Source organism: Leifsonia sp. Root4 (assembly GCF_001425085.1).
Taxonomy (GTDB): domain Bacteria; phylum Actinomycetota; class Actinomycetes; order Actinomycetales; family Microbacteriaceae; genus Microterricola.
Genome location: NZ_LMDN01000002.1, coordinates 643,211 through 661,310, shown reverse-complemented (window position 1 = coordinate 661,310; position 18,100 = coordinate 643,211). Strand labels below are relative to the sequence as shown.

17 protein-coding genes are annotated in these 18,100 nt (G+C 62.8%); 12 read left to right on the top strand and 5 right to left on the bottom strand.

Annotation, left to right across the window (positions count from 1 at the left end):
- Window positions 1-315: 315 nt before the first annotated feature.
- The 10 genes from ASC66_RS09155 to ASC66_RS09115 all read left to right on the top strand — a co-directional run bounded on the left by ASC66_RS09155 (window position 316) and on the right by ASC66_RS09115 (window position 10,430).
- Window positions 316-717: a hypothetical protein gene (locus ASC66_RS09155; protein ID WP_055837965.1), complete on the top strand. Its 402-nt coding sequence runs from the start codon at window positions 316-318 to the stop codon at window positions 715-717.
- Window positions 704-1,372 (top strand): helix-turn-helix domain-containing protein, encoded by a 669-nt coding sequence (locus tag ASC66_RS09150; RefSeq protein ID WP_055837962.1) that lies wholly within the window; start codon window positions 704-706, stop codon window positions 1,370-1,372. The genes ASC66_RS09155 and ASC66_RS09150 overlap by 14 nt, the downstream gene beginning before the upstream one ends.
- A gap of 196 nt (window positions 1,373-1,568) precedes the next feature.
- Window positions 1,569-2,357, top strand: coding sequence for a TnsA-like heteromeric transposase endonuclease subunit (locus ASC66_RS09145; protein WP_162243495.1), 789 nt, complete (start codon window positions 1,569-1,571; stop codon window positions 2,355-2,357).
- Window positions 2,350-4,404 (top strand): TnsB C-terminal domain-containing protein, encoded by a 2,055-nt coding sequence (locus tag ASC66_RS09140; protein ID WP_082492186.1) that lies wholly within the window; start codon window positions 2,350-2,352, stop codon window positions 4,402-4,404. Before ASC66_RS09145 ends, ASC66_RS09140 begins: the two co-directional genes overlap by 8 nt.
- Window positions 4,404-5,441, top strand: a complete 1,038-nt coding sequence (locus ASC66_RS09135) for a TniB family NTP-binding protein (protein WP_082492185.1) — start codon at window positions 4,404-4,406, stop codon at window positions 5,439-5,441. The genes ASC66_RS09140 and ASC66_RS09135 overlap by 1 nt, the downstream gene beginning before the upstream one ends.
- An 8-nt stretch (window positions 5,442-5,449) precedes the next feature.
- Window positions 5,450-7,567 (top strand): zinc-ribbon domain-containing protein, encoded by a 2,118-nt coding sequence (locus ASC66_RS17830; protein WP_082492184.1) that lies wholly within the window; start codon window positions 5,450-5,452, stop codon window positions 7,565-7,567.
- A 9-nt stretch (window positions 7,568-7,576) separates the two neighbouring features.
- A complete protein-coding gene (locus ASC66_RS18110) occupies window positions 7,577-8,677 on the top strand; it encodes a hypothetical protein (protein ID WP_157509721.1) in 1,101 nt (366 codons plus the stop codon).
- A gap of 217 nt (window positions 8,678-8,894) precedes the next feature.
- Window positions 8,895-9,344 (top strand): carboxymuconolactone decarboxylase family protein, encoded by a 450-nt coding sequence (locus ASC66_RS09125; protein WP_055837948.1) that lies wholly within the window; start codon window positions 8,895-8,897, stop codon window positions 9,342-9,344.
- A 148-nt stretch (window positions 9,345-9,492) separates the two neighbouring features.
- Window positions 9,493-10,089: a GNAT family N-acetyltransferase gene (locus tag ASC66_RS09120; protein WP_055837946.1), complete on the top strand. Its 597-nt coding sequence runs from the start codon at window positions 9,493-9,495 to the stop codon at window positions 10,087-10,089.
- A gap of 137 nt (window positions 10,090-10,226) precedes the next feature.
- Window positions 10,227-10,430 (top strand): helix-turn-helix domain-containing protein, encoded by a 204-nt coding sequence (locus ASC66_RS09115; protein ID WP_235496814.1) that lies wholly within the window; start codon window positions 10,227-10,229, stop codon window positions 10,428-10,430.
- 32 nt (window positions 10,431-10,462) lie between these two features.
- On the opposite strand, the gene ASC66_RS09110 is transcribed toward ASC66_RS09115, so the two are convergent.
- The 4 genes from ASC66_RS09110 to ASC66_RS09095 form a co-directional block, all read right to left on the bottom strand.
- Window positions 10,463-11,521 carry a magnesium and cobalt transport protein CorA gene (locus ASC66_RS09110; protein ID WP_055837940.1) on the bottom strand — a complete coding sequence of 353 codons (1,059 nt, stop codon included), beginning with the start codon at window positions 11,519-11,521 and terminating at the stop codon, window positions 10,463-10,465.
- A gap of 296 nt (window positions 11,522-11,817) precedes the next feature.
- Entirely contained in the window at window positions 11,818-12,426 is a 609-nt protein-coding gene (locus ASC66_RS09105; RefSeq protein WP_235496813.1) for a GNAT family N-acetyltransferase, read from the bottom strand.
- A complete protein-coding gene (locus ASC66_RS09100; protein WP_055837937.1) occupies window positions 12,423-13,502 on the bottom strand; it encodes an SDR family oxidoreductase in 1,080 nt (359 codons plus the stop codon). Before ASC66_RS09100 ends, ASC66_RS09105 begins: the two co-directional genes overlap by 4 nt.
- Entirely contained in the window at window positions 13,499-14,101 is a 603-nt protein-coding gene (locus ASC66_RS09095) for a TetR/AcrR family transcriptional regulator (protein WP_055837934.1), read from the bottom strand. Before ASC66_RS09095 ends, ASC66_RS09100 begins: the two co-directional genes overlap by 4 nt.
- Window positions 14,102-14,483: 382 nt before the next feature.
- Here ASC66_RS09095 and ASC66_RS09090 point away from each other — a divergent pair, with 382 nt between their 5' ends.
- Entirely contained in the window at window positions 14,484-15,311 is an 828-nt protein-coding gene (locus ASC66_RS09090) for a 4-hydroxythreonine-4-phosphate dehydrogenase PdxA (RefSeq protein ID WP_235496812.1), read from the top strand.
- A complete protein-coding gene (locus ASC66_RS09085; RefSeq protein WP_055837929.1) occupies window positions 15,308-16,774 on the top strand; it encodes a four-carbon acid sugar kinase family protein in 1,467 nt (488 codons plus the stop codon). The genes ASC66_RS09090 and ASC66_RS09085 overlap by 4 nt, the downstream gene beginning before the upstream one ends.
- On the opposite strand, the gene ASC66_RS09080 is transcribed toward ASC66_RS09085, so the two are convergent.
- On the bottom strand, window positions 16,684-17,880 hold the full coding sequence (locus ASC66_RS09080; RefSeq protein WP_055837926.1) for an ROK family transcriptional regulator: 1,197 nt from the start codon (window positions 17,878-17,880) through the stop codon (window positions 16,684-16,686). The genes ASC66_RS09085 and ASC66_RS09080 overlap by 91 nt on opposite strands.
- Window positions 17,881-18,100 lie beyond the last annotated feature (220 nt).

Below are 18,100 nucleotides of genomic sequence, written 5' to 3'. Positions count from 1 at the left end.
AAACCACTGACCGACGAAGTCGTGCAGGCCGCCGACATCGTCATCATCATGGGCTGCGGCGACGCCTGCCCCATCTACCCCGGGCAGCGCTACCTGGACTGGGCAGTCGACGACGCATACGGGAGAACGCCGGCTGCGGTCCGCACCATTCGCGATGACATTCAACACCGAGTCGAAGAACTCCTCGGTGGCCGCGGGATTGAGCCTTTGCGCCGGTAAGGCTCCCTGGCCAACCGCTCTAGTCGAGGGCTTGACGTCGCTAGTGCTGTTAATTACTCTTTCCACATTGGGGTGGTTTGCATGTAAGGAGCAGCCATGAATTCGTTGGAGCACGCGGCAACCGGTCACTACGTGGTGGCGACGGAGTCGGGCAGTCGGTACCTCATTGACTTTGGCCGCCGAGTCATCGTTCGCCTTCCGAATGCGGACGACGAGCTTTACGTGACAATGCGTGGTGACTTCTACCAGGTGCAGCTGCTTCGCCTGATGGAATGCGTAGTTGGCGGAAGCATGTGGTTGAGAATCAGTCTCGGGGTTCCGGGAGTCCTCTTCACGGACCGGAGGACCTCACCAGTGGTTGCTATCGTCTACGTCCCCGACGATGTCGTTGACCAGGAACTTGACTCCCTCATCCGCCCGCTCGGCCAAGAGCGCCAGGCGCTCCTCGGCCCGCTGGAGCAGCTCCCCGAGGAGGTGCAGCTCGATGGAGACCGTTGACGAACTCACTGGTGACGAAGGCGGCGTCTGGCGTGTCACCACGCTTGGAAGCTCTCATATCGTCAATTTGATTCAAGGCACAGTCACCCGTCTCCCCGGTGTTGGGCGTAGTGCCAGCATCAACGATGTTGAACGCCCGCTGCGCACCCTTGATGCGTGCAGGGTCGGCGAAGTCGGCCGGTGGACGATGATGTCAGACGACTACCTCACCGACTACTACTGGCACAGAACCTCGACAATTCAGCGCATTGAGCTCCTCACCGGTCTGGAACTTGTGAAGGCAAACACCGAGATTGCACTTCAAAACATCGCCGCCAGCGATGGGCTCGTAACGGTGACCGAAGTTGCCGAGATGCTTCACGTGAGCGAGGAGGTGGTGCGGGAAATGCTCGCCTCCGGCCATCTCATCGGTCTGACCTGGAAGGACGAACTTGTTTTCCCGGGCTGCCAGTTCGGGCCCGACCGCGATGAGGTCGCGGCGTTCGTTCAGCCGCTCATCGCCGCCGCTGCCGAGTTCGCCTACTCGCTCAGAGGCTTGACGTTTTGGCTCCACTCACCAACAACCTATTTTGGTGGTGCGCGGCCGGTGAGCTACGTCGATGAACCAGAGCGGCTCATTGGGGCGTTTAGGGCGCATGCGGGTGTCGAATGGTGACGCGCGGAGTCTCCTTCGAAGAACCGGGCAACGGCAATCCTGAAGCGGAACGCGCCCAAGCCGCGCGCGTCGCGGGCGTTGAGAAGTCGACACGCCGACGCCCACCGGCCAGCCCGCATCAACGCGGGTGTATCACTGAGAATGTGAGTGAAACTCAAACCCGAGCGCACCTCGTTGCATGTCTTCAGGTATCCCAATGTCGGGCACGCTGGTAGCCAACGCTCTACTCGCTGAGGCGCCGGTAGCCGGCGCCGGGGACATCACTCTCACATCGACCATCCATTGGTTCGATTCCCGCAAAAAGGAACATAGCGCTCGGCCCACGCCAGCGCTCCTACACGAACGATTTCAGACGAACACCATGAATCGCGTGGGGGTGAAGTACCAGGGGCGCCGGAACTTTCACGGTAGCTATTGGTTCTCCGGCACGGCGCGGCATGTCCGGTTCGAATCAGGGTTCGAGCAGACGGCGCTCCTGGTCCTCGATTTCGACGGAGACGTGGCCGCAATCTCCGCACAGCCCTTCCTCATCGATTTTGGACGCAAACGGTCGCCCTCCACTCACGTGCCGGACTTCTTCTTCGTTCGCCGTGACGGGACGCAAAGTGTCCTCGACGTTCGGCCCGTCACTCGGATTGACGAGAAGGGGATGAACTCCTTTCTCGCAACGCATGACGTCTGCGCCAGCATCGGCTGGCGTTACGACGTGTTCGCCTGGATAGACCCCACCTACCTGAACAACATTCAATGGCTTGCTGGGTACCGCCATCCGCGAAATGCGCCGCCGGCCGAGCTGGAACGAACGCTGCTTGACTGCTATGCACGGCCAAAACCAATCAGCGAGGTAGTGGCAGGGCTTCCACAGTGCCACCCCGCTCGAGTTACTGCGTGGAGCTACCACCTTCTCTGGAAACGTGCGCTCACAACCAACATGCGGACGCCACTATCGGAGCACCATCTCATCCAAGGAGCGGAACATGGCTAGACAGGTATGGCTAGGCAGTGAAGTCTTACTCGATGGGGGTACATACCGCGTCGTCGAAATCGCGAACTCTACGCTGACACTTCGCAATCTCGAATCAAACGACTATCGACACATTCACGTCACGGAGCTCTTCATGCGTGACCAACTTGGAACAGTCGAATCGGTACCGATTCCAACGGAAGCAGACCTTTCCGACATCGCAACTCTGAACAAACAAGCGGACGCTGAAGCCGCATTCTGGCGCGAGCACATCGAAGAAGTCCTCTACGGCGCTCCTCGTTCGGCTGGCGCCGATGCCGTGCCGAGGCCCGAATACGACCCGGACACAAGCTCATTGACCCAGCGCATCGAGCGCAAAAGGGCCGAACTCGCGGCCCCTCCGATTCGACAAGGAGTGACCGCACGGACGCTCTGGAGAAAAATACGCGCCTACAATGACCTCGGTTTCGCGGGTTTGGTTGACCGCAGAGCGTTTCGTCGAGAGGGGCCGCTCAACCGTGTGGACGAGCGCATCATCGAAGTTCTCCAAACTGCAGTCAACGACCAGACCGAGCGTTCCACCGTTACCCGGGGAAAAGTTGTGGCCGATGCGATGAAAGAGCTTCGGCGCAAATACGGCGACGAGGTCAAGGTCCCTCACATCTCGACCATCTACCGCTACCTAAATGTACTGACTGCAGGGAAAGAGACATTCGGGTTGGCGACGTCCCGTCGTTCTCGTGCAAGGAGCCCCCAGCACCCCTACGGCAGCATTTCCGCCACGCGGCCGGGGGAATACGCGCAGATTGATTCAACGAAGATGGACTTACTTGTACTTGACGAGAACGGGAAAGCCTGCCGCGTCACGCTGTCAATACTCATTGACGTTTTCACCTGCAGCATCATCTCGTTCGTGATGAGACCTGAAGCGTTGAAGGGGGTGGACCAGGCACTGCTGCTAGCACGCGCGTTCGTACCAGCGCCATTTCGGCCTCACCACAGCGAGCGGATGCGAATTGCGCAGTCGGGGCTCCCGTATGGACAGCTTCTATCCCTTGACGAGCGGTTTGAAGGTGCGCTCGCGATGCCGTACATCGTCCCGGAGACCATCACGACAGACAACGGCAAAGACTACCTCTCACACACCTTCAGGTCAGCGTGCGCAAAATACGGCATCACACTCATGGAATCGGCGCCATTCACGCCGTCAGACAAAGCCAAAGTTGAACGGACGTTCGGCAGCATCAACAGACTCTTCACCCAGTACCTCAGCGGATATGTCGGAAACTCACCAGGCAACAGAGGCAACAAAGTCGAAGAGCAGCCTCTCTATCCCATCTTGACCTTTCACGAAATCTTTGAAGAGTGGGTCGTTCATGTCTGGCAGAACCGCGCGCATAGCGGGCTTCGCGACCCACTCTCGCCATCGGTGTACCTAACGCCGAACCAGATGTACGCCGCATCGATGGGTGTATCACCGAGCCTCACCCTCCCCCTATCCGAAAGCGACTACATCGAGCTGTTGCCCTCGGAAACACGCACCATCCAGCGCGACGGGGTGCATCTCGGCAACCGTGTCTACGACTCACCGCAGCTGCACCCGTTCAGAGAGACACAGTCACCTCGGAAGTCCGTGAACGGAAAGTGGGAAATACGGTTCGACCCATACAACCCCGCTGTCATCTGGGTCCGAAACTACGAAGAGTCAAAGTGGATGGAGTGCGGTTGGAAGAACGTCAGCGACTTTGACTCGCCCTTCTTCACCGAGACTTGGCAGGCGGCCCGCGAACTCGCGAGGGTACAAGGGCTGGAAGGAAGTATCGACCACGTCGCGGCGCTCCAAGAAATTCTCGAACGGCGGGAACCTGAACTCGTGAAAGCCACGACGAAGAAGGGACGGAAGGCGACGGCAGACAAACTCGTGGCACGAGACTACCTGCCTCGTCCGGAGGCCAAAGCAGTCGTTCCAAACGAAGACGAACTCAGATTGCTTCCATACCTTGACCGCACTATCAAGGCGACGGGGACGAAGACCCGCGGCCTTTGGGACCGGAATGAGGCACTCTGATGAAACTGCTGGATGTCACACCAGCTGAATCACTCACAAATCTTGCAGGGCTTCAGCGCCATTTGCTCCGGACGTCGAGCAAACCCAAAACATTGACGGCCGAGGGGTACCTAGCGCTCAGCGAAGAAGACAAGGAAGCCTACGACGATGCCCGTATCCTCTACCTCAATCGCGAGCTCACCGTAGACACTCCTGCAGTGACAGCGGCGCTCAGCGATGTGCGCAGGTTGTTGCGCTCCAACTATGGAAAAGCCTCAGGCCGCCACGGACTTCTCCTCAGTGGCCCGCCTCGCGCTGGCAAGACACACACCGCACTTGCGATACTTCGGGCGACAATGAATCGATATCTTGCGGACTACCCCGACCCCCGGGCCGAGGGCATCGTGCCCGTGGTGTTCATTGACGTGCCTCCCGCCGCGACAGCGAAATCGATGATGCACCAGTTCTGCGATTTCCTAGGCATGACCAGAGGGCCACGATTCACGCTCGAGGAGCTCACGTACATGGCCACACAGACGATGCTCCGCGGCCGCACCGCGCTCATCGTCGTCGATGAAGTCCACAACCTGAACAACAGCTCCGCAAACACGCGAGATGCCATTCGGGCGCTAAAAGGACTCTCGAACGCATTGCCTGCGACCTTCATCTACTGCGGGGTCAATCTTGAGAAGAACGGGCTGCTTTCAGGAGACGAAGGGCTCCAGATAGCGGGGAGGTTCACACTGCGGCGGATGCTGCCTCACTCATATGGAAGTTTGCACGACCGCGATGAGTGGGGGTTGACAGTTCAAGCATTCGAGACCGGTGTAGGACTTATCAACGCCGGCGAGCGATGCCTTGATGCACACGAAGAGTATCTTTTCAGCCGAACCAGCGGCTCCATCGGCTCCCTCGGATACCTAATCCGTTCTGCCGCAATCGAGTTGATTCTCTCGGACGCCGTTCATGAGCACGGTGAAGAGAGAATCACGCGCGAACTGCTCGACTCAATCCCGCTCGACCTCGCGGCCGAACGCGGTGCAGACCTTGACGGTTAGGGCGGACAATGCAGGAACTCCTCGTGCTCCCGTTCCGAGTCAAGGTGCGCCACTTGGAGACACCGGAGAGCTACTTTGCCAGGCTAAAGAACGCTCACTCCATCGAGTTCCTCACACAGACTCGCCTCAGCGCGAGCGTACTCCGAGTACGCAACGACATCCGTAAAGACGAGCGCTTCGCGACAGGGACCGAGGCCCTCGGCCAATTACCGGAAGGCTGGTTCAAGAATCAACGTCTCGGCGCCGTCCCACGCTGCCAAGCAGAGAGGTGTGTTTGCACCCAACTTCTTGGTGACACCTACTTGCTCTGTTCGCTTTGCGCCGCCGGGGAGCGAATCATCCAGTTGCCGCATGTTGCCGGCTATGTGTGCCCAAAGCACAGCCGATGGGTCGGGCCGGGCATCGACCTTCAATCCCAGCTGAACGTCAAGGACTTTCCGAGCATCCGCCGAGCTGACCAAACCTTGGCGCACCTCAAGCGGCTCCCCGGCTTCGACCTTTACCAATTCATGACGCTGTGGCGAGTCATCGGCAACTGGGCGAAAGCCGACGAACATACCGAGCGCTTTCCACTGTTCGCCCACCCCGGGTTCGACCAGGACACCCACGGAGACGCTGCGGCATATCCTGCCACCGTGGCAATGATGAAGCGATTGCTCTCTGGGCCGTTCCAGACTCGTCTCCTGCATCCGACCATCACAAGAGCTGGCGCCGTCGAAATCCTCAACGGTGTACTAGCTCCGGAGATTGACGGCCCCGCTGACTCACTCGCCGAGGAACTGCTCATCTGGTTGCGTCCCGCCTACTTTCGGGTGGCTGTTGCAACGAGGAGAGACCCAGAGGGCAAACGCAAGACAGCGTTCCCCGTAAGAAAAGCCTGGCAGCATGACCTCAGCCTGGATGCTGTCGACTACCCGAGCTGGCCCCAGCGTCGTTCCGGGGTAGCGCCAGGCTTCCCAGGATTCAACAGCCCAGACTCGCCCATGTACATCGAACCCCACTACAAGCGTTCGCCAGACGCAGGTCGTTCCAAGTTCCTCCGTGACCTACGAAGAGACCTGCGCATGGAATTCTGGTGGCACAGCAAAGGCAAACCCTTCGAAACTCTCAGAAGCGGGGACAACGAGCCATGCACCTGGATATGTCCTGACGGTCACGTGACGAACTCACACTGCGCGACAAAGGCCGGCTTCGGGCGCGCAGTATGCGCGTACTGCAACGGAAACATACCGGTCATAGGACTGAACGATTTGGCCACAACCGACCCTGGCATCGCGGCGTTCTGGCATCCCACCAAGAACGCACCGCGAGAACTTCGGACAGTGTCCGTCGGGTCGGCATTCGGAGCTTGGTGGCGCTGCCTCGACGAAGGCCACGAGTTCAAGAAAACAATAACCGACTTCAAGAAGTATCCGGGGTGCCCCGAGTGCAGAGACCCACATCGCTTTCGTGTAGCCATCGACGTCCGTGCGAAGTACCCGCAGTTCGCTGAACAATGGGACCCGGAACGAAACTCGACGCCTGCGCCGCCCGCGGAGTTGCTCGAGTACTACGACCTTGCCTGGTGGATATGCCTGAACGGACACCCCTTCACCTCGACGGTTCACGACAGGCAACGACGGGACGGCAACTGTCCGGCGTGCACGTCAAGGCGGGTGTTGCCGGGGGCTACTGACCTAGGAACGGTTTACCCCGCGATTGCAGCTGAGCTCCATCCGACAAGAAACGGTGAGCTTCGCGCGGAGAACCTCCTGCCCCAATCGCAGAAGAATCTCTGGTGGCTCTGTCCGAACGGCCACGATTACAAGTGTGTCGTCGCAGTACGAACCAAGCTCGGGATTGGCTGCACAAAATGCACCGGCCGGCGCATCGTCGAAGGCGAGACCGACTTCGCCAGTGTGAAGCCAGAAGTCGCGGCTAGATGGCACCCAACCATGAACGGCAAGCTCACCGCGGCAGACGTCCACCCAGGTTCAGCCCAACTAGCCTGGTTCACCTGCCCATGCGGGAAGCCCTACCAAACCGAGATTCGAATGATGCGCGCAGATAGGTATTGCCGGGAGTACACCGACTACCTCCGGTGGCATTCGGATGCCGCGCGCGAAAGTGTCGGCGCTTCGCTCTAGAGTCAGGGTGTGGCTGAACCTACCTACGCGCTCTCTTGGCCCCACGAGCTTTTCGAGTGGGAAGCGAAGCGAATACTTGCTGCCGACGACGATTTCCCAGTCGCAAAGATTGCGCTACTGCTCGAGGAAGCCTTTCAGGACGCAGACGCCGCTGACCAGTTTCGCAAGATGGGGCAGACACCCTTCAGCTGGACATCAGAGCCGAACGACGCATCTGCAGAAGAGTGGTTCACTGCACTACTAAATGACAAGAGGCGACTTCGCCCGTACCAACCACCGCAGTACTGGGCGCAGCGGAACAACGTGCATCAGCGAGATGGCGGCGCTGAGCCGCTGAGTGGCTTCGCTGGGCAGTTCTTCGACCTAATCAATAGTCTCTCCAGCGCAGGTTACACACCAAAAGTCATGCCTAAGTGGTGCCCGGATGCAGACAACCCGTCGGTCGAGTGGACCTCGAGGCAGATAAGTAGCGCAATTCGAATCCCAGTTGTGTGGGACGAGCTGACCCAGAACCCTGAAGAAGTCTCTGAAGACGTCCTCTACTCCCTCGTGGAGTACTTTCATGACCAGGCCCAGCGCCCTCGGACGTTCACAACCCACGACTATGGCGGATGCGGACGTGATTACTCGGACTATGACGCGACCGCGGGACGCACCATTTATCGCTGGCGCGTCAATCAGCTCCTCCAAGACCACAACATTCCTTTGCAACTAGCGGCACGAGGCGAGGAACTAGGAAGGCTCGTTCGAGAGTTCAGCGAGCCACTTCAAGACCTAGTGGAGTCCCAGGTAGCGGCACGGAATCAGGAGGGTGACGAAATAGCTCATGCGGTCCGGGACTTTCGGAGTCGCGGTGCAAGCCTTGTGGTCAAACGCGCAGCCATCACCTTGATTGCCAACAACCTCGAGACCCGCCGGCAAGAGTTGAAGGTTCACCTCAAGAAGGATGAACAGGACCTCTTCCACATCGCGAACAAATTTGGCCTTCGTCACAGGAACGTCGACCAGAAAGACGACTATGGTCACGAGTTCGCCGACTGGATATTCTGGAACTTCCTCTCAGCAGTGGAGCTGCTTGACGCTCTCGAGCGGCGGGGGAGCGGAGAGTAGAAAACGAACTCGTGTCTGTCGGCTGCAAGCTTGTGACAACTAATTCGCGAAGAGAAGAGCTCAGAAGAGCTTGAAATCACTGACAAATACTTGCGAAAGCTGACAACTAGTTCGCGAAACGACAGAAAGGGCGGATGCTGCGGCATCCGCCCTTTTGCGCGGAACCTGAGCGTGCACCCGGCGCTCACGGTCAATCGAAAGCAAGCGAGACTCACACATGGCACACGTCAACCTCGGCAAGGCCAGCCCTGCTGTCTACCAGAGCCTCTCGGCGCTGGACGCAACCGCACACGCGAACGCCGATGCGGCTGGACTCGAACCTCTTCTCGTCGAGCTGGTGAAGATCCGGGCGTCGCAGATCAACGGTTGTGCGTTCTGCCTGCGAATGCACTCGCGCGACGCGATCTCGAAAGGCGAGTCCGCTGACAGGCTCGCAGTGGTCGCGGCCTGGTGGGAGACGCAGTACTTCAGTGACAAAGAGCAGGCCGCGCTCGTCCTCGCGGAGAGGCTCACGAACATCTCCCTGGGGCCTGTGGGAGCGCACAAGACGGTTGACGTCGACGCCATACTGACCGCAGCGGAGGTCGCGGCGATCTCGTGGCTGGTCATTGTGATCAACGCGTGGAATCGCGTCGCGATCTCGAGCCACTACGCCGTGGCCCCCTAGCGGTTCGGACGAGCGTCCTCGAGCTGGCCGACCGTGGCGCTGACAGGTCGCAGGACGGGGATCGGCTCTTTTGCGTCGACGAGATCCGGCGAGATAGCTTGGAAGGCTGGCCACCCGCCGGCGCCACATTTGCCGAGGGAGCACCGTCATGAGTCACCAGATCCGTCGGGCGCGCGCGTCCGACCTCGACGCGGCGGCGCGACTGCTGGCCGCCGCCTTCGACAGCTACCCCTGGACCCGCTGGGCGCTTCCCGAGGATGGGTACGCGGATCGCCTAGTGAAGATCCAACTCCTGTATTTGTCCCACGCTCTTGACCACGGAATCGTGCTTGTGGACGCGCAGCTGAGCGCGGTTGCTGCGTTCCTCCCGGCGGACACCCCGCAGCCTTCAGACCAGATGCAACAGCGGGTCGCCGAGCTGCACGGAGATCGCCTCTCCATGCTCGCGGAGCTGTCGCTGCCTCCTGCGCCAGCCGGAGCGTGGACTCTCGAAACCGTCGGTGTTGATCCGGCTCGGCAAGGAACCGGGCTGGGTACAGCCGTGACGACGGCGGGTCTCGGGATGATGGACGGGCGCGCAGCAACCGTTGCACTCGAGACCTCGGACGAACGGAATGTTCGCCTGTACCGTCGTCTCGGCTTCGCCGTGGCTGCCACGACCGCGATCCCCGGGGGTCCCACCGTCGTCTCCATGACTCGAACGCCTCGAGCGGATGGAGCGGATTTCCGTCACCGCGTTCGCTGAGCATCCGATGTGGCAACCGCGGCACGGGCGTGCGCACCGTCGTCTACGCTCGAGGTATGCCAAGGCCCGCGCGAGAGCTGCCTGAGGCCCTCTCCGACGGGTGGCCTCACGTGCCATCCGCAGACCCCATCGGCGAAGTGGCGAGACAATTCGCGCTGAACGTCGAAGCCGCGATCGGCGAGAGCAGCGTTCGCGCGGCCGCCCGCGACGTCGGCGTCGACCACGCGACGATTGGGGCACTCATCGCAGGTAAGTCCTGGCCGGACCTCACCACCATCGCGAAGCTGGAACGCGGCTTCGGCGTCAACCTCTGGCCCGGGCTACCGGACGTGCCCGAGTAGTCGGCTCCGGAACCCTCCGCGGGTTCTTGCGGTCACAGCCACTTGCGTCGCCTGAAAATGGTGTGCAGGATCAGACCGCACACGCCCATCGCTGCGATCGCGAGCGGGTATCCGAACTGCCAGTGCAGTTCCGGCATGGTGTCGAAGTTCATCCCGTAGATGGTGCCCACCACGGTGGGTGCGAACAAGATGGCCGCCCACGCCGAGATCTTTTTCACGTCCTCGCTCTGCTCCAGGCCCACTTCCGACAGCCTCCGGGTCTCCATGGCCTGTGCCAGGTTGGCTTCGGAGAGCTGCCGCATTTCATCGTTCTGTTGCTGCGTCACAAGCGTGGCGTGCACGGTCAACGCATTTTCCAACAGCACCCGAAACGAGTCGGCGCGGTCGGTGACGCGCAGCACGTGGTCGAGCACATCTCGGAAGGAGCGCTGCAGCTCCACGTCAACCGAGTACTTGTCTGCGCCGCGAAGCAGCCCCTCGAGCATGCCCCTCAGCGGCCCGGTTGCACGCTGGAAGTCGATGACCTCCCCAAGCAGTTGATAGATGCGGCGCGACACCGCTGGGTCGCCGCCGAACAGCTGGTCCTCGATTTCGTCGATGTCATTTTCCAAGCCGGCGATGACCGGCGCATACCCGTCGACGACCTCGTCCAGCACGGCGTACAAGACCGCCTCTGGGCCGAGGGCGAGCAGCTCCGGGTTCTGCTCCATGCGTCGGCGCACACCGGCGATGTCCGGGTTCTCCGCGTGCCGCACGGTCACCACAAAACCCGGCCCGATGAACACATTGATCTCGCCGAACTCAAGAGTTTCCTCAACGTCGAGATACCGGGCCGGCCGCAACACAACGAAGAGGGTGTCGCCGTAGCGTTCGAGCTTGGCGCGCTGGTGGCCCTTCAGCGCGTCCTCCACAGCGAGCGGGTGCAATGAGAATTCGGTGGCGATGCTGAGAATCTGTTCGGCGTCCGGCCGGTACAGGCCGATCCAGGCCATCCCGGCGCAGTCGTTCAGCAGCTGGTAGGTCTCGTCAAGGCTCGTCGGGCTGGCAGTGCGCTGCCCGGTCACGTAGATGCCGTTGTCGATGAGTGTCATTGTTCTATCTCCGTCGTTCAAGCGACGAGAGCGAGAAAACAGCCCGGGGCTGCGGCAGTGCGTCAGAACGAAGGCACTGCAGACGCCACCCCGTCAATGAAGGGTTCAGAAGCGCGCCGCCCCGGCGCGTCGTCTGGCTTAGAAGCTCAGGACGAAGAGTTTCGCGGGCGGGGAGGAGCGCGGACTATCACCAGCCATGGCCGCTCACCCGCCTTCAATCAGAGTGTGTCTCGGCTCACCTGAGCCTTGGCAAGGCTAGCACGCGCGGATTTTCCGGCTCGGCGATGCCACAAGCATCAGCCGGAGAACGCGTGGAGTGTCTCGTCATCGACGGGGCGGTCGGCGTAGATGAGGCGCACGGCCGCAGGGTTGGGGTTGCCGGCATCCGGGCCGTTCCACACGAGTTGGAGGCCAGCCCGCTCCGCTGCCCTGCGGCTACCGACGTTGTGTTCCAGGAGGTATGCGACAACGGGCAACTCAGGTCGGTGCGCTGCGGCGCTAGCTCGTGCCGCGCCGATGAGCTGCTGCGCATAGCCGTGGCCCTGGATGTCGGGGTGCAGGCGGTAGTACAGATTCCAGGCGCGGCCCGCACGGAGGCTGCAGCCGCCCATCCCCAGAACCGTGGAGCCCTCGCCGTCGGTCCCGAGTCGAACGGACCAGTAATCCAACCCGTTCGCAGCCCAGCCTTCCAACGCGACGTCAACGAGTCGTTGGGTCTGTTCAATCCGGTCGTGCCGTGCAGCCGGGAGGTGCGTCCACACTCGCGGATCGGAATGCATCGCGTAGAGGTCATCAATATCAGCCGCGCCCACTGGGGACAGGAGCAGCCCCGGCGTCGTGACGGTGCCGGCGGATGACGAGGCTTCGGAAGGCCCGTTGGAGGGTTGAGGCATCTCGAACGTCATGATCCGATACTGGCAGGTGCCACCGACAGCGGGCGGGCCCTGTCGAAATGGTGCGCAACGAGGTAGTCGGCCCAGCGCGTGATCGAGACCCTGACATCCGGATGCCGCAGCCCATTGCCCTCCGCGAAGAGGGTCGCCGACGCTGTCGGGTAGCGCTCGGAGGATAGGAAGCTCAGCGTTTCCGGGTGTGCCTTCGTGATCCGCTGGGGGAGTGCGCGCAGAAGGCGGACCGGAATCCGAAAGCGTGGCGTCCGGACGCCCAGGTGCTCGGCGAGCCGCGTGAGCAGCTCCGGCAGGGCCGGCGTCGAGTCGTCGAGCGGCCAATAGGATTTCCCCTCCGTCTCCGGGGCCGTCGGGACCAAGGCCATGAAGCTCGCCAGGTAATCCACGGTCACGACCGGGACGAACGTGTCCTGCCCGCCCGGCAGGGCGGGCAGCGTTCCATTCCAGAGGTCCCGGACGGTAGTGGCGAGGCCGAGCAGCTGCTCGGACTCACCCGTGGCGGAGTCGCCGATCACGGTCGCCGGGTTCACGATGCTCCACGGGACCCCGAGCGTGGACGCGGTCGCCTGGACGACGGCATCCGACTCGGCCTTGGACGCCTCGTACGCGCCCAGACGTGAATACTCCGAACGCACCCGTTCGGCCGACCACGGGACCTCGGCCGGATCCTGACCGCCGACGCGGTAGCCGGAGAGGTGCACCAGTCGTGTCAGCGAGGGCAGCTTCGAGGCGAGGGTCACGATGCGCTCCGAGGAGACGACGTTGGCGACCCGGGCCTGCTCAGCGGTCATGCCGAAGAGGAAGGCGCCGGCCACGTTGTAAACCTCGGTCACCCCATTGAGCGGATGCTCGGACGGGTCCAGCCCCAAGTCCTCGTCGTCGAAGTCGACGAGCAGGGAGCCTGCCTCCTCGCCGGTGCCGTGCGCGGCGAGCCAGGAGGCAAGGTGGGCGTGAGAGCTGGCGCTCCGCACGGCGGCGACAACGCTGACCCCCTTCAGCAGCAGCTCGCGGACGAGCCAGCGGCCGATGAAGCCGCTTGCGCCGAAGACCAGCGCGGAGCGCGGCGTGGTCATCGCGTCGCCCCCGGGCCGCCGAGGGCCCCGAGAAGGGTCTTCAGGGTGCGAGATGCCGATTCGAGCGGCTCCGTGCTGCGTTGCGCGCGGCACACGACGAGCGCGCCCTCGATCAGGCACACGGCCGATGTGGCCAAGCCTTCGGTGTCCGCCGTGTCGTCGGCGAAGGTCACCAGGTAGTTCCAGAATGTTGCGATCCACGAGGCGTACGCCTCGCTGCATGCCGTGCGCAGCTGCTCGTCGTCCGCGCCCGCATCGAGGGTGACGGCCGCGACCGGGCAGCCCGCACGATAGTCGCTGCTGAGGAGCTGCCTCGTGAGCTCGTGCACCACGACGTCGATCAGCTCGTCGGTGGAGCTCGTCGCCGCTACGGCAGTCGTGATCGAGGAGGTGAACTGTTCAGCGGTCAGTGCGATCGCTGCGCTCCCGAGCTCCGACTTGCCACCGGGGAAATGGAAGTACAGAGAACCCTTGGGCGCCGCCGAGTGTTCGAGCACCGCGTTGAGGCCAGCGCCGTGATAGCCCGTGGTCTGGATCAGCTCGAGCATCGATTCGGCCAGCCGCTGGCGGGTCGCATCGCCCTTCGATAGAGATGTCATATGGCAAAAATAGACCGGTCTGTATATTTTTGCAAGCGGTCGACCGGGATCGCGCGGCGCTGGGCCCTGCGGTGTGGATGCCGTGACTCAAGGTGGCCGGGGGGCGGCGTTATTATTTCCGCGATGGAAATGATATTGTGACGACAGGTCGGCTCCCGGCCCCATCCGCTCTCCAAAGGACCTGACACACCTCATGCAGAACACGCCGCCCAGCGCCTCCTCGACACCCGCCCGCGTAGCACTGACCACCGGTGATCCGGCCGGCATCGGGCCGGAGCTGCTCGCGAAACTTCTCGTCGAGATCGCCGGCGACAGTGCGCACGACGTCACGGTCTTCAGCACGGCCGACGAGCTTGATCGGGCGTTCCAGCATGCCGGTCTCGTGAGTGAGCGCCGCCGGGTCGAGCAGTCCGCGAACGTTCGCATCGTGGACACTGGCTTTGATTTCAGCGGCATGCCGGTGGCCGCCGCATCGGAGGCCGGCGGAAAGTGGGCAATCGATCATCTCGACCTCGCGCTGCGAGCTCACGAGGCTGGTGAGATTGACGCGGTGGTCTTTGCGCCACTCAACAAGTCCAGCCTGCACCTGGCGGGAATGCACGAGAATGACGAGCTTCGCTGGCTGGAGAACCGGCTCGGCACAAGGGGGACGGTGTCCGAGCTGAATGCGATCGCGGGACTGTGGACGTCTCGGGTGACGTCGCACGTCTCACATCGGAATGCGCCAATGCTTATCACCGCAGAAAAGGTCGCGTCAGTGGCCCGATTGCTTCACACCTACCTCGTGGCCTCCGGCGTGCCCGCGCCGCGCCTCGCCGTCTGCGCGCTGAACCCCCATGGCGGCGAGGGCGGGAAGTTCGGCACAGAAGAGATCGACGAGATCGTGCCCGGTATCGCGGCCGCTGTCGCCGACGGGCTCGACGTCACCGGCCCGTTCCCGGCCGACACGGTGTTCCTCCGCGCGCGCGACGGTGATTTTGACGGTGTCGTCACGATGTACCACGACCAGGGACAGATCGCGATGAAGATGATCGGATTCGATGGCGGCGTGACGATCGAAGGCGGGATCGGGGTCGCCGTCTGCACCCCGGCACATGGAACAGCCTTCGACCGGGTCGGGAAGGGCACCGCAGCGCTCAATTCCATGCGCAACGCCTACGAGATCGCTCGCTCGCTCGCCGCGGCATCCGAATCGCTCACGGTTCGATGACGGCCAGCACGGGGCATGACCCGGAGGAGCTGACGCGGCGCCTGCGCGGGGCGCGACCGTCTCGGGTCGTTGCCGACGACGCTCTCCGCGACGCCGTCGATCGAGGGGCACGCGTCATCATCCTCGACGACGACCCAACCGGAACTCAGAGCGTCAGCGGACTGCCCGTCGTGACGGAATGGCGACCCTCGGATCTGGCATGGGCATTTGAGCAGGAGGGGCGGGGCATCTGCGTGCTGACGAACACCCGCAGTCTCGAGCCCGCTGAGGCCCGGATCCGGAACGCCGAGGCGTTGGCCTCCGTGCATGCCGCTGCACAGGGCGAGCCGTACGCGATCATCAGCCGAGGCGACTCGACACTGCGCGGTCACTACGCACACGAGATCGATGTCGTTGAGAGCTCGTTGCGCGACAACGGCTGGGGCGCGGTGGATGCCGTGCTCCTGGTGCCGGCATTCCCCGATGCCGGCCGCATCACGGTCGACGCCATTCACTGGGTTCAGGAGGGCGGAGTGTTCACGCCCGCTGGAGCCTCGAGCTTTGCGCGTGACGCCACCTTCGGCTACGAGGCCTCTGACCTCCGCGACTGGATCGAAGAACAGTCCAACGGGGTGATCCGGGCAGCCGACGTGGCCGTGATCCCGCTCGACCTCGTGCGAAGCGGTCACGCGGAACTCGTGGCTGCGATCATGGCTCACGGCGCCGGGGCGCACGTCGTGATCGATGCCGTCGACGACAACGACCTGCGCTGCATCGCCCTCGCGGCGATCGCCGCCGAAGAGCTCGGGCACAAGATCGTGTACCGAACCAGTCCCGGCCTCCTCCGCGCACGGCTCGCTCAGCCGTCGCCCGAGGCCTTGCCTCGCGAGGTTGTTGCCGCGGCGATCGCCGCAAGCTGCCCCGCAACCCCGCACGGCCTCGTGGTCGTCGGCTCGCACGTCCCGCTGAGCAGCCGTCAGCTCGCACACCTGGTCAGCACCGACGCGGGTGTCGAGCACCTGGTGCTCGACGTTCCGTCGTTGCTCGCGCAGAGCGACTCGAAAGAGGTGACGTCGGCGCTGGTCGAGCGTGCAGCACAGCTGTTGCGCGGACGCGACGTGGTCATCTCGACGTCCCGCGCTCGAGTGGACGGCGCCGATCCGAGTGAAAGCCTGCGCATTGCCCGCGAGGTGTCTTCGGCCCTCGTCGAGGTCACCAGCGCCCTCCTTGCCCGTTCTCGCCCGAGCTACCTGATCGGCAAGGGCGGAATCACGTCCAGTGATCTCGCCACACGCGGTGTCGGGCTGACCCGGGCGACGATCCGCGGGTCATTGCTGCCCGGGCTCATCTCCATCTGGCAGGGCGCAGACGGCATGACCAGCTTCAGCACGCCCTATGCGATTTTCCCCGGCAACGTTGGCACTGATTCGTCTCTCAGCGATGCCGTCGCGGCGTTCCGTGCGGCCGCGAACTCGACCGGGTAGTTGTCGAGGAAGCGCTGGATCGCCACGACGGCGCCACCGCGGGCCCACTCCGAGAAGTCCATGCGCTCGATGCGCGTCGCGAGCGGCCGTGCCCACTCGGGCCGGTCGCGAGCGATCCCGGATTGCATGGCATCCGAGCCGATCTCCGCCAGTGCGATGCCTTCGCCGGACAACAGGATCTCTTGGATTCCCGTCAGCATCGACACGGAGGCGATGAGCCGGCCCAGGGCGTCGGCCGACTCATCGACGACGCGGCGGGCGACGACATCTCCCGCCGAGGCAAGTCCCAGCACGTCCTCGTAGCTGACGGGGCGGCCGAGACCGAATGATGCCGCCTGCGCGATGCTGCCCGAGGAGAGATAGGCGATTGCGCACCCGCGGTGGCCGGCCGAACACATCGGGCCGCTCCGGTCGATCACGAAGTGACCGGCGGTTGGGGTGTCTGGGTCTTCGCGGCGCACCACGCGGTCATGCATGACCAGCGAGCAGCCCACGCCGACGCCCACCGTGATCAGCGCGAAGTCGCTGGTGCCGCGACCCATCCCGAACCAGTGCTGTGCCTGGGTGAGGGCGAGAACATCGTTCTCCACCGTGACCGGAAGATCGGTCAGAGCGGCAACGCGCTCGGCCAGTGGCACTTCCGTCCAGTCCAGCGATCGCGACATGTTCACGACCTGGCCGTCCAGTGAATGCCCGCCCAGCGCGATCCCGACTCCGGAGATCTCGGGGAAGCCCGCCGTGGCGGCGACGATGAGCTCGGAGATGGTCGACGTCACGGTGTCTGGATCGCTGGCCGGCAGCGCTGCCGTCCGCTCGATCAGGATCTCCGCCCGCGCATTCGTGATGACCAGGTAGATCGCGTCGAGCACGACCTTGACGCCGACGAAGCGCAGCTCGTCAGAGACGTCGAGCGGCCGGGCGATCCGGCCGTGCACGGGGTCGGCCTGCGGCTCGCCCTCGATGAGGAGTCCGGAGTCCACCAGCGGCTTGGTCAGCCGGGTCAGGCTCGCAGGCGAGAGGTCGAGGCGACGAGCCACCTCGCTCCGAGACAACGGGCCGTTCTTCACGACTTCTCGTGCAACCGACCGTGCAGATTCGACGGCCATATTCGTTGGCGCTAACTCACGGAGACTCACAGCAACACCCTACTGGCGCCCGATGGCGGCGCCGCAACAGACAACGGATTACTTCAATGAAGATAATAATACCCCGTCCACCTTGAGTTCAGAGGCCAAGGAATGCGCGATTCTCGCGGCGCATCGAGCTCAATTTGACGTGGATGCTTTCTGTCACAATAATAATAAAGCACATTCAGCCCGCGAGGGA

Excerpts from the sequence above, each read along its gene's own strand:
- ASC66_RS09080 (WP_055837926.1), bottom strand. The coding sequence starts at position 17,880 with ATGGCCGTCGAATCTGCACGGTCGGTTGCACGAGAAGTCGTGAAGAAC.
- ASC66_RS09140 (WP_082492186.1), top strand. The coding sequence starts at position 2,350 with ATGGCTAGACAGGTATGGCTAGGCAGTGAAGTCTTACTCGATGGGGGT.
- ASC66_RS09150 (WP_055837962.1), top strand. The coding sequence starts at position 704 with ATGGAGACCGTTGACGAACTCACTGGTGACGAAGGCGGCGTCTGGCGT.
- ASC66_RS09085 (WP_055837929.1), top strand. The coding sequence starts at position 15,308 with ATGACGGCCAGCACGGGGCATGACCCGGAGGAGCTGACGCGGCGCCTG.
- ASC66_RS09095 (WP_055837934.1), bottom strand. The coding sequence starts at position 14,101 with ATGACATCTCTATCGAAGGGCGATGCGACCCGCCAGCGGCTGGCCGAA.
- ASC66_RS09120 (WP_055837946.1), top strand. The coding sequence starts at position 9,493 with ATGAGTCACCAGATCCGTCGGGCGCGCGCGTCCGACCTCGACGCGGCG.
- ASC66_RS09155 (WP_055837965.1), top strand. The coding sequence starts at position 316 with ATGAATTCGTTGGAGCACGCGGCAACCGGTCACTACGTGGTGGCGACG.
- ASC66_RS09135 (WP_082492185.1), top strand. The coding sequence starts at position 4,404 with ATGAAACTGCTGGATGTCACACCAGCTGAATCACTCACAAATCTTGCA.
- ASC66_RS09105 (WP_235496813.1), bottom strand. The coding sequence starts at position 12,426 with ATGACGTTCGAGATGCCTCAACCCTCCAACGGGCCTTCCGAAGCCTCG.
- ASC66_RS09125 (WP_055837948.1), top strand. The coding sequence starts at position 8,895 with ATGGCACACGTCAACCTCGGCAAGGCCAGCCCTGCTGTCTACCAGAGC.
- ASC66_RS17830 (WP_082492184.1), top strand. The coding sequence starts at position 5,450 with ATGCAGGAACTCCTCGTGCTCCCGTTCCGAGTCAAGGTGCGCCACTTG.
- ASC66_RS09110 (WP_055837940.1), bottom strand. The coding sequence starts at position 11,521 with ATGACACTCATCGACAACGGCATCTACGTGACCGGGCAGCGCACTGCC.
- ASC66_RS09145 (WP_162243495.1), top strand. The coding sequence starts at position 1,569 with ATGTCGGGCACGCTGGTAGCCAACGCTCTACTCGCTGAGGCGCCGGTA.
- ASC66_RS09100 (WP_055837937.1), bottom strand. The coding sequence starts at position 13,502 with ATGACCACGCCGCGCTCCGCGCTGGTCTTCGGCGCAAGCGGCTTCATC.